At 70.5% G+C, this 15,195-nt stretch carries 8 protein-coding genes; 3 read left to right on the top strand and 5 right to left on the bottom strand.

What is annotated here, in order from left to right; translation table 11 throughout:
• Positions 1 to 4: 4 nt before the first annotated feature.
• The 5 genes from ABD286_RS12190 to ABD286_RS12170 all read right to left on the bottom strand — a co-directional run bounded on the left by ABD286_RS12190 (position 5) and on the right by ABD286_RS12170 (position 6,742).
• Positions 5 to 1,081, bottom strand: a complete 1,077-nt coding sequence (locus tag ABD286_RS12190) for a LacI family DNA-binding transcriptional regulator (RefSeq protein WP_344193772.1) — start codon at positions 1,079 to 1,081, stop codon at positions 5 to 7.
• Positions 1,082 to 1,157: 76 nt separating this feature from the next.
• Positions 1,158 to 3,113, bottom strand: coding sequence for an ABC transporter ATP-binding protein (locus ABD286_RS12185; protein ID WP_344193770.1), 1,956 nt, complete (start codon positions 3,111 to 3,113; stop codon positions 1,158 to 1,160).
• Positions 3,110 to 4,042: an ABC transporter permease gene (locus ABD286_RS12180; RefSeq protein ID WP_344193768.1), complete on the bottom strand. Its 933-nt coding sequence runs from the start codon at positions 4,040 to 4,042 to the stop codon at positions 3,110 to 3,112. Before ABD286_RS12180 ends, ABD286_RS12185 begins: the two co-directional genes overlap by 4 nt.
• On the bottom strand, positions 4,039 to 5,028 hold the full coding sequence (locus ABD286_RS12175) for an ABC transporter permease (RefSeq protein WP_344193766.1): 990 nt from the start codon (positions 5,026 to 5,028) through the stop codon (positions 4,039 to 4,041). Before ABD286_RS12175 ends, ABD286_RS12180 begins: the two co-directional genes overlap by 4 nt.
• A gap of 142 nt (positions 5,029 to 5,170) precedes the next feature.
• Positions 5,171 to 6,742: an ABC transporter substrate-binding protein gene (locus ABD286_RS12170; RefSeq protein WP_344193764.1), complete on the bottom strand. Its 1,572-nt coding sequence runs from the start codon at positions 6,740 to 6,742 to the stop codon at positions 5,171 to 5,173.
• Between the two features lie 301 nt (positions 6,743 to 7,043).
• On the opposite strand from ABD286_RS12170, the gene ABD286_RS12165 reads away from it, so the two are divergent.
• The 3 genes from ABD286_RS12165 to ABD286_RS12155 all read left to right on the top strand — a co-directional run bounded on the left by ABD286_RS12165 (position 7,044) and on the right by ABD286_RS12155 (position 15,112).
• The gene (locus ABD286_RS12165; protein ID WP_344193762.1) at positions 7,044 to 10,457 is read left to right on the top strand and encodes a GH36-type glycosyl hydrolase domain-containing protein; all 3,414 of its coding nucleotides are present in this window, start codon (positions 7,044 to 7,046) and stop codon (positions 10,455 to 10,457) included.
• Position 10,458: 1 nt separating this feature from the next.
• Positions 10,459 to 12,633, top strand: a complete 2,175-nt coding sequence (locus ABD286_RS12160) for a glycoside hydrolase family 3 N-terminal domain-containing protein (RefSeq protein ID WP_344193760.1) — start codon at positions 10,459 to 10,461, stop codon at positions 12,631 to 12,633.
• A 103-nt stretch (positions 12,634 to 12,736) separates the two neighbouring features.
• Entirely contained in the window at positions 12,737 to 15,112 is a 2,376-nt protein-coding gene (locus ABD286_RS12155; RefSeq protein ID WP_344193758.1) for a beta-galactosidase, read from the top strand.
• The last annotated feature ends 83 nt before the right edge of the window (positions 15,113 to 15,195 follow it).

Genomic DNA, 15,195 nt, shown 5'->3' with positions numbered 1-15,195 from the left:
TGGGTCAGGCGGGGCTGGCGATGCTGTCGGCGGCGACGGGCTGCCGCTGCCTCGGGCGGATCTCGGGGCCGTCCCACGGGCACCCGCACGAGCCGCGCCGCACCACCTGGGTGGGCAGGATCTGCGGGGCGACGTCACGGGTACGGCCCTGGATGCGTTCGTGCAGGCGGATGGCCGCCCACCGGCCCAGGCCGTGGGTCGGCTGCTTGACGGTGGTCAGGCCGGGGTCGACGTAGCGCGAGGCCATGATGTCGTCGAACCCGACGATCGCGAGATCGCGCGGCACGACCACACCGCGACGGGACAGCAGCGTCATCGTCGCCAGCGCGAGCTCGTCGTTCGCGCAGACCAGGGCGTCGACACCGCCCGGATCGTCCATCAGGGTCTGGACGATCTCGAGGGCCGAGGACTCCTCGAACCACACGCGCATCGGTGGCCTCGCCTCCTCGAGACCCGCGGACGACAGGGCGGTGACGAACCCGTCGTAGCGCTCGCTGATGTCGTGCGACGTCTCGGGGTCCCCGACGAAGACCAGCTTGCGGCGACCGTGCTCGAGCAGGTGGGTGGTCAGCTCCTCGGCGCTCTCGCGGTTCTCCACGACGACGGTGTCGCAGCCCTCGATCGGCGCGTGGGCGAGGACGACGGTCGGCGTCTTGGTCGCCAGCGTCCGGATGATCGAGTCGCTCGCGGTGCCGTGGGTGAGGACCAGGCCGTCGACCCGGGCGAGCAGCGTGCGCAGGGTCGTGTCGAGGTCGGCGAGGCCGGCAGCCAGGACGACCACGACGGACTGGCCGTACTGCGCCGCCGTGGACTCGTAGCCCGCGAGCAGCTCGGCGAAGTACGGACCGGTGAGCCCGGGGAGCACCAGCCCATGGGCCTCGTGGCGCTTGACGTCCAAGGTGCGGGCGGCGCGCAGCGGCACGTAGTCGAGCTCCTCGACGGCACGCAGGACCTTCTGGCGGGTGAGGGGGGACGAGCGGGCCGACCCCTGCAGCACCCGGGAGACGGTGGCGATGCTGACCCCGGCCCGCTCGGCCACCGTGTAGATCGTCACCGGCCGGTCGTCGGCCTCGACGCTCACCGGGGGGCCCTGTCCATGGGGAGCATCCTTGCTGGCGCGCCCGTCATGGACAAGCAGGCGGCGCCGCCCCGGACGCTCAGGACACGGTGGTCGCCTGCTCGAACGGGTTGGGTATGGCGTCGAGCAGGGTCTGCGTGTACGCGTCCCTCGGGTTCCGGATCACGTCGAGGGCGTGGCCCTGCTCGACGACGACGCCGTTGGAGAGCACGAGGATCTCGTCCGCGAGGAGGCGGGCGCTGAGCAGGTCGTGGGTGATGTAGAGGACCCCGATGTCGTGCGCGGTGACGAGCTCCTGGAGCAGCTCGAGCACCTCGGCGCGGATGGAGACGTCGAGGCTCGAGATGGGCTCGTCCGCGACGATGAGCTCCGGGTTGGCCGCCAGGGCGCGGGCGATGACCACGCGCTGGCGCTGGCCACCGGACAGCTCGTGCGGGTAGCGGTCGAGGAACCGGTTGCTCGGCGTGAGCGCCACGGTCTCCATTAGCTCACCGGCGACCTTGTCGGCCTCCTGCGCCGACAGCCCGCGGTGGTTCCGCAGCGGCCGGGTCAGCGTGTAGCGCAGCGTGAGTGCCGGGTTCAGCGAGCTGTAGGGGTCCTGGAACACCATCTGCACGTGCTTGCGGTAGTCGCGCAGCTGGCGGGTGCGCAGCTTCTCCACCGCGATGGTGCCCTCGGAGCCCGTGAAGCGGATCGTCCCGCGGGTGGGCTTGTCGACGCCGGTGATCATGCGGGCGAGCGTCGTCTTGCCGCTTCCGCTCTGGCCGACCAGCGCGGTGACCTCGCCCTTGCGCAGGGAGAACGACACGTCGTCGACGGCCAGGGTCTGCTGCTTCTTGAGGCCGCGTCGGCGCTCGAAGACCTTGGTCACCGAGTCGACCTCGAGGAACACCTCACCGCGCAGGGCGCGCTCGGTGTCCTCGGCGGTCTTGACGAACTCCGGCCCGGCGAACCGTGAGGTGCGCTCCGGCAGTCCCTCGGGCTTGTCCTGCGACGGTCCGCGCTGGAGGTGCGCAACGTGGCAGGCCACCCGCCCACCCGCGAGGGGCAGCAGCTGGGGCTCGTCGGTGGTGCAGCGCTCGATGGCCTCCGGGCAGCGCGCCGCGAACCGGCAGCCGCTGATGGGCCGCGTGAGGTCCGGCGGTCGACCGGGGATGTAGGTGACCCGCACCGTGTCGGCCCTGGGGTTGCTGTAGGAGCCGAGCAGTCCCTTGGAGTAGGGGTGCAGCGGGTCGCTCACCAGGGTGGTAGCTGCCTGCTGCTCGACGAGCTGCCCCGCGTACATCACGAAGATGCGGTCGGAGAGCTCCATGACGGTGCCGATGTCGTGGCTGATGAACAGCACGGCGAAGCCCTGCTCCTTCTGGAGCCGGCGGACCGCCTCGAGGATGGAGCGCTGGACGACGACGTCCAGCCCGGTCGTGGGCTCGTCGAGCAGGACGAAGCGCGGCCGGTTGCACAGGGCGAGGGCGAGGTTGATGCGCTGCTTCATGCCGCCGGACAGCTCGTGCGGGTACGCGCTCATGAACTTCTCGTCGATCATGACCATCTCGAAGAGCTCACGGACGCGGGCGGTGACGGCGTCACCGCGCAGGTCGCTGTGCTCCTCGATGGCGTCACGGAACTGCGCCTCGACCCGCATGACGGGGTTGAGCGAGTTCATGCTGCTCTGGAACACGGTGGCGATGTCGCGCCAGCGACGCTTCCGCAGATCCTCCTGCGACATCGACGCGATGTCCTGGCCGTCGAACTCGATCGTGCCGTTGCTGATCCGACCCGGTCGCTCGAGCAGGCTGAGCAGCGCCATGGCCAGCGTGGACTTGCCACTGCCGGACTCTCCGATGAGCCCGACGAACTCGCCGTCGTGGAGGTCGAAGCTGACCTTGTCCACGGCGGTGAGGGCCGGCGACATCTTCGGCTCGAACCGGACGCTGAGGTCACGGACCCGTAGCAGGGGGCCCCCGTTGGGGCGGCTGTCGGTGCTCGCGCCGGTCACGGTGAGCGGGTCGGCCGCGGTGCGGTCGGTGGTCGTCACGAGTCCTCCCGGAGGTGGGGGTTGGACAGCAGGTCGACGCCGAAGTTGATGAACGTCAGCGAGGTGATGAGCAGCGCGAGGACGAGGCCGGGTGCGAGGACCCACGCCCACAGCCCCTGGCCGACGGCCCCCTGCGAGTCGGCCTGGTAGAGCATGGTTCCCCACGAGATCGAGTTCGGGTCGCCGAGGCCGAGGAAGGACAGGCCCGCCTCCGCGCCGATGGCGCCGGTGGACGCCCCGACGAAGCCGGCGGCGACCAGAGAGGTCATGCTCGGCATGATCTCCCGGAAGATGATCCGCCCCGAGCCCTCGCCGGCGAACTTCGCCGCGGTGACGAAGTCGCGGTTGCGCAGGGTGATGATCTGCGAGCGCTTCGCCCGGGCGTGACCGGCCCACGACGTGACCCCGATGACGAACACGATGAGCGGGATGCCGCGGACCTCGCTGTAGGCGATCAGCACGATCATCAGGGGGAGCACGGGGACGACGATGGCGACGTTGGTGATGAAGGACAGGACGTCGTCGACCACCGTCCCCTCCTTGTATCCCGACCACATGCCGATGACGAGGGCGATCGCGGTCGAGACGAGACCGCCGAACAGCCCGACGGCGAGGGACACCCGGCTGCCGTACACGAGCTGGGAGAAGATGTCCGCACCCTGGCTCGTGGTGCCGAGGAGGTGGTCACCACTGACGGGGAGCAGCGCCTCGAAGTCGGAGCGGGTGCCCTCGTAGGGGGCGATGAGCGGTGCGAAGACCGCGACCAGGACGAAGGCCAGCAGCAGGATGATGCCCACGCGCGCCTTGGTGTTGCTCCACAGCAGCTGCCACCAGCGCTGCTGGCTGTAGCCGGCGTCGCCTTCGCTCCGCTCGTCCGTGGCGTCGCCGGGACGCTCCTCAGAGCCGGTCTGGACGATTCCTGCGGTCATGACTGCGCCCTCCGTGCACGCGGGTCGAGCACCCCGTAGAGGAGGTCCGCGACGAGGTTCGCCAGCAGGACGCCGACGATGATGAACAGGAGCAGGGTCTGCAGCAGCGGGAAGTCACGGTTGCCGATCGCCTCACCCATGAGCCGCCCCATGCCGGGGTAGTCGTAGATCTGCTCCACGAGGATCGAGCCACCGAGCACGCCACCCAAGGCGATGGCGAAGCCGGTGACGCTGGGCAGCAAGGCATTTCGCGCTGCATACCGCAGGGCGACCACGCGGTCGGGGAGGCCCTTGGCCTTCGCGAGCCGGATGTAGTCCTCGCCGAGGTTCATCACCATGGTGTTGCGCATGCCGAGGATCCAGCCGATGGGCGCCGTGATGAGCAGCGACAGGGCGGGCAGGAACGAGTGCGACACGGCCTCGGTGATGAAGGGGCCGTTGAGACCCGGCGTGGAGGCGGAGTACCCGCCACTGGTCGGGAACCAGCCCACCGTGTAGCCGAAGAAGAACAGCAGCAGCAACGCGATCCAGAACGACGGAAGCGTCCCGATGAACGTGGACCCCAGCGTCACGATGCTGTCGAACCGGGTGTTGCGCCGCCACGCGGCGTACGCGCCCAGGGTGATGCCGATGATGAAGGCCAGGACCTGGGTGACCCCGACCAGGACCAGGGTCCAGGGAAGGGCCTGGCCGATCACCTCGGTCACCGGGTACGGGTAGTACGTGTAGGAGATGCCGAAGTCGCCGCGCGACAGGGCCCCCAGGTAGCTGACGTACTGCGTGAACAGGTTGCCCTCGGGGGCGCCGAGCATGGCGCGCATCGCCTCGACGGCAGCGGGGTTGAGCTGCGCGTCCTTGCCGGCGAGCTTCTGGACCATCACCTCGGCCGGATCACCCGGCTGGAGCCTCGGGATGATGAAGTTCAGGGTGATCGCGGCCCAGAGGGTCGCGAGGAAGAACGCGATCTTGCGGACGAAGTACCTCACGGCGGACCTCCTTGTCCGTGTGCGCCCTCGGGCCGCAGGCCGTCGAGCTCGTGGTGGGCCTCACGGCCCCGGGGGCCAGCGGGGCACCGGGTGTCGGTGCCCCACTGGCGCGGGATGCTGCTGGACCTGTGCCTCGCCGGGGCTACTTGGCGGGCTTGAGGTTGGTGATGATCAGCAGCCGGTCGTCGGCGGGCTGGGCGTAGGGGTTCGCCTCGTCCGGCCAGCCGACGGCCTTGTCCGTGCGGTAGAAGATGCGCGCGGGGGCGTAGATGAGCGGGACGACCGGGTACTTGGTCATCATCGTGTCGACGAGCTTGCCCACGAGCTCCTTCTGCTTGGCCTCGTCGACGGTGGCGCTGAGCTCCTTGACCGTGGCGTCCGTGGACGCTTCGCGGAAGCGCTCGACGTTGCCCAGGATCGCGGTCTTGGTGGGGATCTGGTTGGAGGCCAGCTTGCCGCCGATGTTCTTGGCGTTCTCGCAGCCACCGTGCAGGTACTCGAGCATCGCCTGGTAGTCGCCGCTCTTCTTCTGCGCGTCGACCGACTCAGGGGCGGTGGCCAGCACCTTCGAGTTCACGCCCATCGCGTTGAGGTCGCGGACGATCACCTCGGCCATCGACTGGTAGTCGATGTAGCCGGCCTGGACCGTGAAGGTGATGTTGATCGGCTTGCCGTCAGGAGTCGTGCGCTTGCCGTCGGGACCCTTCGCGTAGCCGGCCGCGTCGAGCATCTGGTTGGCCTTCGCGGTGTCGAACGGGATCACCGTGTTGGCACCACCGTTCGCGGCGTACTGCTCCGGGAGGAGGTTCGCGGCGGCGGGGAGCTTGAGCCCGGTCTGGCTGGCGGGCTTCATGATCCCGTACGTCGCCTTGTCGGACATCTCCTGGCGGTTGAAGCCCTGGGCGATGGCCTCGCGGAACTTCACGTCGTTGAACGGTGCCTTCTCGACGTTCGGCGAGAAGACGGTCATGCCGTTCGGCGGGAAGTACAGGTGGTTGGTCTTGGGGTCGGCGTCGATGAACGCACGCTTGGGGTTCGGGATCTCGCCCTGGTAGGCGTCGAGCTGGCCGGCTTTGAGCTTCAGGGCCGCCTGGGCAGCCTCGAAGTTGCCCTCGAGCACGAGCTTCTGGACCTTGACCTTGTCGGCCTGCCAGTAGTCGGCGCGGCGGACCAGCTCGAGGCGGCGGCCGTTGTAGCTGCCGACCTTGAACGGACCGGTGCCGACCGGCGCCTTGTCGATGTACTTCGTCGGGTCGCCCACCTTACCGTAGACGTGCTCCGGCAGGACCTGCATCTTGATGAGCTCGTCGAACTTCGGAGCGGCGTTGCCGGTGAACTCGATCCGGATCTTGTTGCCCGTGGCGGTGACGCTCTTGGCCGGGGCGCCGAAGACGTCGGTCCAGATGCCGGCGCGGTCGAGCGCGGCGTACTGCTTCGCGAGGTTCAGCGTGAAGGCGACGTCCTTGGCCGTGAAGGCCTGGCCGTCGCTCCACTTCACGCCGTCGCGGATGGTGAAGTCGAGGGTGGTCGCGCCGCCGTCCCACGTGAAGTCCGTGGCGAGCCATGGGGTGACCTTGCACGTGATGCCGTTGCGGATCATCAGGGGCTCGTAGAGCCACGTCTTGGTGACCGCGTTGACGGCGTAAGGGTTGTAGTCCACCAGTCCACCGATGGTCGCCGGTGCGTCCGACGGGAAGTTGAGCTGGGCGATCATGCCGTCGCCACCAGCGCCTCCACCTCCCTCGCCTCCTGCTGAGCGGCTGCCCGCGCAGGCCGACAGGCCCATGGCTCCGCAAAGGGCAAGAGCCACAACGGATTTGGTTTTCGTCGACATTGACTGACCTTCCGGGGTGATGAATGTGTTGTCACCTTGGGTCGGTGAAAGGTGGCCTGTCAACGGTTCTGGGCATGAAAGTACTTTCATGGACCGTGCTCGTGCTCAGCGATCGAGTTTCATTTATTTACAAGGGAATTCGACTTGTCATCGGCAGTTGTCGCACTGCTATACAACAGGGGTGTCTTTTCGGACGAACGCGATGACGCGTGGCCACCACGAACTCTCCAGCGACGCGGGCCTGAGGGCGGTGTTCACGGATGAGGCGTGCCTGGCCCGGCTCGATGCCGACGACACTTCGTTGCTCATGTACCCCGCCAGCCCGCACGAGGCCGGTCCGCTCAACCTCTGGTTGCGGCGCCTCGACGGCGACGCGGCTGCATACGTGCCCCTGCTGGGGCCGGCCAGCCCGAGCACGGTGACGTGGACCGCGGACGGCCCCACCGCCAGCGGCGAGTGGGAGGGACTCCGGTATGCCGTGACGTTCCGACTCGCGTCCGAGGCGCCGGCGTGGTTCTGGCACATGGTCGTCGAGAACACCGCTGCCACGCAGGCCGTCGTCGATGTCGTCCTGACCCACGACCCGGGCCTCGCGCCCTACGGCGCCGTCCGCAACAACGAGTTCTACGTGAGCCAGTACCTCGACCTCACGCCCGTGTCGACGAGCCGGGGCACTGCCCTCGCGGTCCGCCAGAACATGCCGGGTGAGCTCGTGCCGTGGCTGCTCGTGGGGTCGCTGCGCGAGGGGCGCGGCTGGGCCACCGACACCTTCCAGCTGGTGCGTGGTGCGCAGCGTCCCGGGGAGCTCGTCGCGCTGTCCCGGGCCGAGCTGCCCGCCCACCGGCTCCAGCACGAGCACGCCCTCGTCGTGCTCCAGGACGCACCGGTCGCCCTCGCCCCCGGTGAGCGGCACCTCACCGGCTTCCACGGCATCACCTCCGCCGACCACCCCGAGGCCACCGGTGACGCCGACGCGCGCTGGGCCGAGGACGCGCTGGCCCAGCCCGAGGCCGACGCCGGCGCCTGGGCCGAGGAGGCCCTCGGCGCGCACGTGCGGGTGACGGATGCGCAGGCGCCGTCCGGTGCCCTGTTCAGCGCTGCTCCGGTGTTCGCCGCCGAGGACCTGGACGCCGACACCCTCTGCGAGCTCACCGGGCACTCCGACCTGCTCCACGCCGAGGTCGGCGACGACGACGAGGTCCTTGCCGGGTTCGGCAGCGACGGCTCCCACGTCGTGACCGCGGCCAAGGAGCGGGCGGTGCTGCGTCCGCACGGGCACCTGCTGCGCACCGGTGACGCGCTCGTCCCGGACACGCGCGGTCTCACCTCGACGGTCTGGATGACCGGCACCTTCCACTCCCAGGTGACGCGCGGCCACGTCGGCCGTGACCGTCTCCTCTCGACCCGACGCGGCTACCTGGGGGTCCAGCGCGCCCACGGGCTGCGGCTCTTCGTCGAGGACTCCACCAGCCCCACCGGCTGGGCCCTGCTCGAGACGCCGAGCGCGTGGTCGCTGCAGACCGACTCCGCGACGTGGTGGTACTGCGCCGGGGACGACGCGCTCGAGGTCACCTCGACCGCTCCCGCGGCGTCGCACGAGCTGGGCCTGTCCGTGCGTTGGCTGTCGGGGGCGCCGCGTCGCGTGCTCGTCGCCCTCCACGTCGCCGTGTCCGGGGACGACGGCCTCGCCCCCGTGCGGCACCAGGTCACCGAGCGCGAGGGCGGCCTCGACGTCGGCGACGACGACACCGTCCTCCGCCTCGACTGGCAGGGCGGCCCGGTCACGGTGGGGGATGACGCGGCCCTGTTCGCCGACGGCACCAGCCGGGGCACCCCCTGGGTCACCCTCGACTTCGCCCCGCGCACGCGCTTCTCGCTCGGGCTCACCGTGGCGGACGCCCGCACCGACCTCGAGGTGCGCCCGACCCCCGAGCAGCACCTGGCCGACTCCTGGAGCTCAACGGTCGACCGCGGCCTGAGGTTGGACGCCCACGCCGCAGGCGCCGGCACGACTGATCCCGCGCTGGCCGAGGAGGTCGCGCGGATCGACACGGTGCTGCCGTGGTTCGCGCAGAACGCCCTCGTCCACTACCTCTCGCCCCGCGGGCTGGAGCAGTTCTCCGGCGGTGGCTGGGGCACGCGCGACGTCTGCCAGGGCCCGGTGGGCCTGCTCACCGCGCTCGGCCGCGACGAGGAGCAGCGCGACGTGCTCCTGCGCGTGTTCCGGGCGCAGAACGCCCGTGGCGACTGGCCGCAGGCGTTCGACTTCCTCCCGCCGCTCGCCGAGAGCGGCCAGCAGGATGCCCACGGTGACGTCCTCTACTGGCCCGTGCTCGCGACCGGCGACTACCTGCGCGCCACCGGCGACGTGTCACTCCTCAGCGAGGGGATCCCCTTCGTCGGCGACCACGGGCTCACCCCGCCGGCGTCGGTCGAGGACCACCTGCGTCGTGCCCTGGACCGCATCGCCGAGGTGCGCGTCCCCGGCACCGCCCTGCCTGCCTATGGTCACGGCGACTGGAACGACTCGCTCCAGCCCGCGGACCCGCACCTGGCCGCCCACCTCGTCTCGACGTGGACCACCGTCCTGCTCGTCACGGCCCTGCGTTCGCTCGGCGACGGCCTCGAGTCGTGCGGGGCTGCGGCAGACCTGGTCGCCAGGGCCCGCGAGGCGGCCGACGCCGCGCACGAGGCGATCCAGAGCGACCTCGTCGTCGACGGCGTGCTGCCCGGCTACGTCCTGCTCCACGAGGACGGCACCTCCGAGCCCCTGGTCCACCCGCGCGACACCCGCACCGGGCTCACGTACGGCGTGCTGCCGTGGATCCACGCGATCTCGGCCGACCTGCTCACGCCCGAGCAGGCCAGGGCGCACCTCGACCTCATCGAGGAGCACCTGCTCGGTCCCGACGGCGCCCGGCTCTTCGACCGCCCGGTCGCCTACCGCGGGGGACCGATGAGCGTGTTCCAGCGCGCCGAGGCCAGCACCTTCTGGGGCCGCGAGATCGGCCTCATGTACATGCACGCGCACCTGCGCTACGCCGAGGCGCTGGCACGGTTCGGTGAGCCGAAGGGCTTGTTCGCCGCCCTGGCCAAGGCCAACCCCATCGGGGTCACCGAGCGCATCGCGAACGCCCGACCGCGGCAGAGCACCACCTACTACTCCTCGTCCGACGGGGTGTTCGACGACCGGCTGGACGCGAGCGAGCGGTATGCCGCGCTGATGGCCGGCGACGTCGACCTCGAGGGTGGGTGGCGTGTCTACTCGTCAGGCCCCGGGCTCTACCTGCGCCTGCTCGCCGAGACCCTGCTCGGTGTCCGCTCGCGCGGCGAGCGGGTCGAGCTCGACCCCGTCCTCGATCCCGGATTGGACGGCCTCACCGCACGGGTCCCGTTGGGGGACAAGCGGTTGCGCATCACCTACCGGGTCGGGGCCGTGGGCTCCGGTGTCGTCCGGGTGACGTCCGGTGGGCGGGAGCTCAGCCTCGACCGGCTGGAGAACCCGTACCGTGGAGCCGGCGTCAGCGTGGCCCGGGCGGACCTGCTGCGGCACGCGACCGGCGACGACATCGAGCTCACCGTGGAGACCTCCTGACATGACTGCCACCCCGGGTGAACGCCCCTGGATGGACCCCGACCGCAGCACCACCGAACGCGTCGACCTGCTCCTGGCCCAGATGACGCTGGCCGAGAAGGTCGGCCAGACCCACCAGGTCGCCAACATCCACCCCGACGACGACGCCGCCCTCCTCGCCGAGGGCCGGATCGGCTCCAGCCTGTTCGCCAGCGGCGCCACCGGTGGCAACGAACGTGACGAGGGTGTGCTGGCGTCCAACATCGATGCCGCCCAGCGGCACGCCATCGAGGGGAGCCGGCTCGGCATACCGGTCCTGTTCGGGCGCGACGTCATCCACGGGCACCGGACCGTGTGCCCCATCCCGCTCGGCCTGGCGGCGTCCTTCGACGAGGTGCTCGTCGAGGAGGTCGCTGCGCTGGCTGCCTACGAGGCCGTGGTCGACGGCGTCGCGTGGACGTTCGCCCCGATGGTCGACCTGTCGGAGGAGCCCCGCTGGGGGCGCGTCGCCGAGTCGCTGGGTGAGACGCCGGTCCTCAGCGGTCGGCTGGCAGCGGCGATGGTGCGCGGCTTCCAGGGGGCCGACCCCTCCGACCCGGACCGGATCGCCGCGTGCGCCAAGCACTTCGCGGGCTACGGTCTCTCGGCCGGTGGCCGCGACTACGACACCGTCTCCGTCGGCGAGAACACCCTGCGCAACCTGCACCTGCGTCCGTTCCGGACAGCGGTCGACGCCGGTGTCACGACGGTCATGGCGGCGTTCAACGACGTGGACGGCACGCCGATGCACGCCCACCGCCACCTCCTGCGCGACGTGCTCAAGGGGGAGTGGGGCTTCGACGGCGTCGTGGTCGCGGACTGGAACGGCATCGGTCAGCTCATCCACCAGGGCGTCGCCGCCGACCTGCGGGAGGCGTCGCAGCTGGCCATCGAGGCCGGGGTCGACCTCGACATGTGCTCGGGAGCGTATGCCGCGCACCTCGCCGACCTCGTGGAGTCCGGTGAGGTCGCGGAGTCGCTCCTCGACGACGCGGTCCGTCGCGTGTTGACGCTCAAGTTCCGCCTCGGACTCTTCGACCGCCCCTACGTCGGCGAACCCCCGCGCAGCAACGCCCCCACGGAGGCCTCGCGATCGACCGCGCTCCGGGCGGCCCACGCGTCCCACGTCCTCGTCTCCAACAACGGCGTGCTGCCGCTGGCTGCCGACACCGGGACCGTTCACCTGACCGGTCCCTACGCCGAAGCGGCGGAGGAGCTCTTCGGCACCTGGACGCTCGACGGCCGCGGCGAGGACGTGGTCGCCCCGGCCACCGCGTTCCGGGTCCGCCTGGGCGAGCGACTGCTGGTGTCCGACGGCCGGTTCAGCGACCGGGCGGTGCAGCAGGTCCGCAACGCCGACGTCACCGTCGCCGTCGTGGGCGAGCACCCCTGGCGCTCCGGCGAGGCCAACTCGGTCACCGACATCGGCCTGCCCGCCGGTCAGCTGGAGCACCTGCGCCAGCTGTCGCGGATCGGCAAGCCGCTGGTCGTGGTCGTCTACACCGGGCGTCCGCTCGAGCTCGGAGACGTCATGGACCTGGCCGATGCCGTCCTCGTCGTCTGGCACCCGGGTGTCGAGGCGGGAAATGCGTTGGCGGACATTGTGTTCGGTGACGTCGCCCCGCACGGTCGGCTGCCGATGACGTTCCCACGGACCACGGGCCACATCCCGACCAGCACCCACCAGCGGCCCACGGGTCGGCTCATCGAGCTGCACGAGGAGGGCCAGCAGGGCCGCTACCTCGACGACCAGGTGTTCCCGCGGCTGCCCTTCGGGTACGGGCTCTCCTACACGTCGTTCGAGTACGGCGAGCTGCGGATCTCCGGTGGCTCGTCACCGACCCTCTCCGGTGACGCCGAGTTGGTCGTCGAGGTCGACGTCACCAACACCGGCGAGCGCGCTGGTCGCGAGGTCGTCCAGCTGTCCTTCCGCGACCCGGTGGCACAGGTGACGCGTCCGCTCACCGAGCTCGTCGACTGGGCGGTGCTCGACCTGGCCCCAGGTGAGAAAGGCACGGCGACGTTCACCGTGCGCGCCGACCAGTTCGCCTACTTCGGCCGGGACAACACCCTGCGCGTCGATGCCGGCGAGATCACCCTCGTGGCGGGCCCCGATGCCCTGCACGGCTCACGGCTCTCGCTGACCGTCGCTCCCTGACCGTCGACCCCTGACCGACGAGGTCGGCCCGGCCCGTCGTGCCGCGGCCACCTCGGTCGTCCCCGAAATGCCCCGAATCCCAAGCCCCCCAACGGAAAGCGCCATGATCCAGATCCAGGACAAGCAGATCCTCATCGACGGCGAACCCCGCGTGGTGATGGCCGGCGAGATCCACTACTTCCGTGTCGCCCGCGAGGAGTGGGCGCAGCGCATCCAGCTGCTCAAGGACGCTGGCTGCAACACCGTCGCGTCCTACATCCCGTGGCTGTGGCACGAGCTCCCGGACGGCACGATCGACGTCACGGGGGCCACCCGTCCCGAGCGCGACCTCGCGGCCTTCATCGACCTGTGCGCCGAGCACGGCCTGTGGTTCATCGCCCGGCCGGGGCCGTTCATCATGGCCGAGCTCAAGAACGAGGGGCTGCCCTTCCGCCTCTACACCGAGCACCCCGAGATCGTGCCGGTCGGCTGGGACGCGAAGCCCACCCCCAGCCGCACCGTCGACTACCTCGCCCCCGCGTACCTCGAGGAGTGCCGCAGGTGGTTCGGCACCGTGCTGCCCCTGATCGCCCAGCGGCTGCAGCCCAACGGTGGCAACGTCATCGCGGTCCAGCTCGACAACGAGATCGGGATGCTCGCCTGGGTGACGAACAGCCCGGACCTCACCGACCACCTCATCGCCGACTTCGCGCAGTGGACGGCTGCGCGCCATGGTGGCGACGCTCCATACCCGTTGTCCGCCAACGCGATCCGCACTCCGGCTGAGGCGGAGGCGGGGGTCCTGCGGCAGGACCTCGTCGTCTTCATGCGCGACCGGTTCCGGCGGTACGTCGAGGAGCTGCGCACGATGGCCGAGGCGCAGGGCGTCACCGACGTGCCGTTCCTCATCAACATCCATGGCACCGAGGGCGGCAGCGGTGTACCGTTCCCGATCGGGATCAGCCAGCTCGTCGACACGTACGCGGGCGTGCCCGGCATGCTCTCCGGGTCCGACCACTACATGGGCGACATGACGCTCAACACGACGACGGACCTCTACGTCATCAACGCCTTCATGGACGCGGTGCACGGACCGGGCCAGCCCACGACGTCGCTGGAGTTCGAGGCGGGCTCGGGTGACTACGGCGGTGGCGTCGACAACCAGTACGACCCCTCGACCGTCGACCTCAAGACCCGACGCTGCCTCGCGCAGGGCAACCGCGCCATCAACTACTACCTCTTCGCCGGCGGCATCAACCCGGCGCTCGAGGAGCCCGTGGGCGACGGCAACGACCGGATCAGCTTCACGGGTGAGCGGCACGGCACCGCGGCTCCCGTCGGTCCCGAGGGCCAGAAGGGCATGACGTATGCCGCGACCGCGCGGACCGTGCAGGCAGTCACCGTGCACGAGCGCTGGCTCTCGCGGATGCACGAGGAGCACGACGACGTGCAGCTCGGGCTCGTGCTCGACTCCTACGCCACGGAGTACCACCACCCCGACAGCGCCGTGATGACCGAGGTCGTCGAGGACCTCAAGCGGCACCGTGGCGCCGGCCCACGTCGTGCGCTGGTGCGCTCGATGCTGCTGGGCGGGTACCGGTTCCCGGCGGTCCACCTGCAGCGGGACGTGCCGACGGGTGTGGTCGCGCTGTCCACCGGTCGGCACCTGTCGGCCGAGGTGCAGCAGGGTCTGGTCGACCACCTGACCCGGGGTGGCGGCGTACTCCTGCTCGGCCGGCTGCCCGACCGCGACCTCGAGGGCCGGCCGTGCACCGTCCTTGCCGACGCGATGGGGGTCACCGGCGCCGACATCACCTGGGGCCGCGACCACTACTTCCCGTCGGCCGTGGCCAGCGGCTGGGCGGCGCCCTGGCCCGAGACCCGGGTCGGCTGGTTCCAGGCGCTCGAGCACGAGCGCGGCGACGCAGTCCTGCACGACGTCGACGGTGCGGTCATCGGTGTCGACGTCGAGGTCGGTGCCGGCCGGGCGATCCTGCTCGCCACCGAGCTGCCGTCCGACGCCGGGCTGTTCGGGCGGGCCCTGCGCCGGCTCGGGGCGACTCCGGGGCTGGAGTTCACCGCCGGGGTGCCGGGCATCTTCGCCACGACGTCCGCGACGGCCGACGATCAGCGCATGCTGCACCTGACGAACATCAGCGGCCACCACAACCCGGTGACGATGACGCTCGACGGTGCCGCCGTCGGTGACGGACCGCTGGTCGTGCCGCCGCGCACCGGGGTGTTCCTGGCGCTCGGGCTCGACACCCCGCTGGGGCGCCTCGAGTGGGCCAACGCCGAGCTCACCGAGGTGGGCGAGGACCGGCTGGTGTTCGGACCGCCGCTGGGCGGGGTGACCCGGGTCGTCCTCGACACCGTGCCGGGCACCGAGGTCGTGGCGACGGTCGGCGCCGAGGACGTCACCGTCGACCGTGCCGGCGACGTGCAGACCTTCACCGCCCCCGGCGGGTCACCCCTGGTCCTGAGCCTGACCGTCACCTGACGCCCGCCACCTGACCCAGCACAACGGTGGTTGCTCGACAGAACGGGCTCCATGCGACCCGTCTTGTCGAGCAACCACCGTTT

Source organism: Pedococcus aerophilus (assembly GCF_039532215.1).
GTDB lineage: Bacteria > Actinomycetota > Actinomycetes > Actinomycetales > Dermatophilaceae > Pedococcus > Pedococcus aerophilus.
Note: the sequence above shows the minus strand (reverse complement) of the source record. Positions and strands in the feature narration are given on the sequence as shown.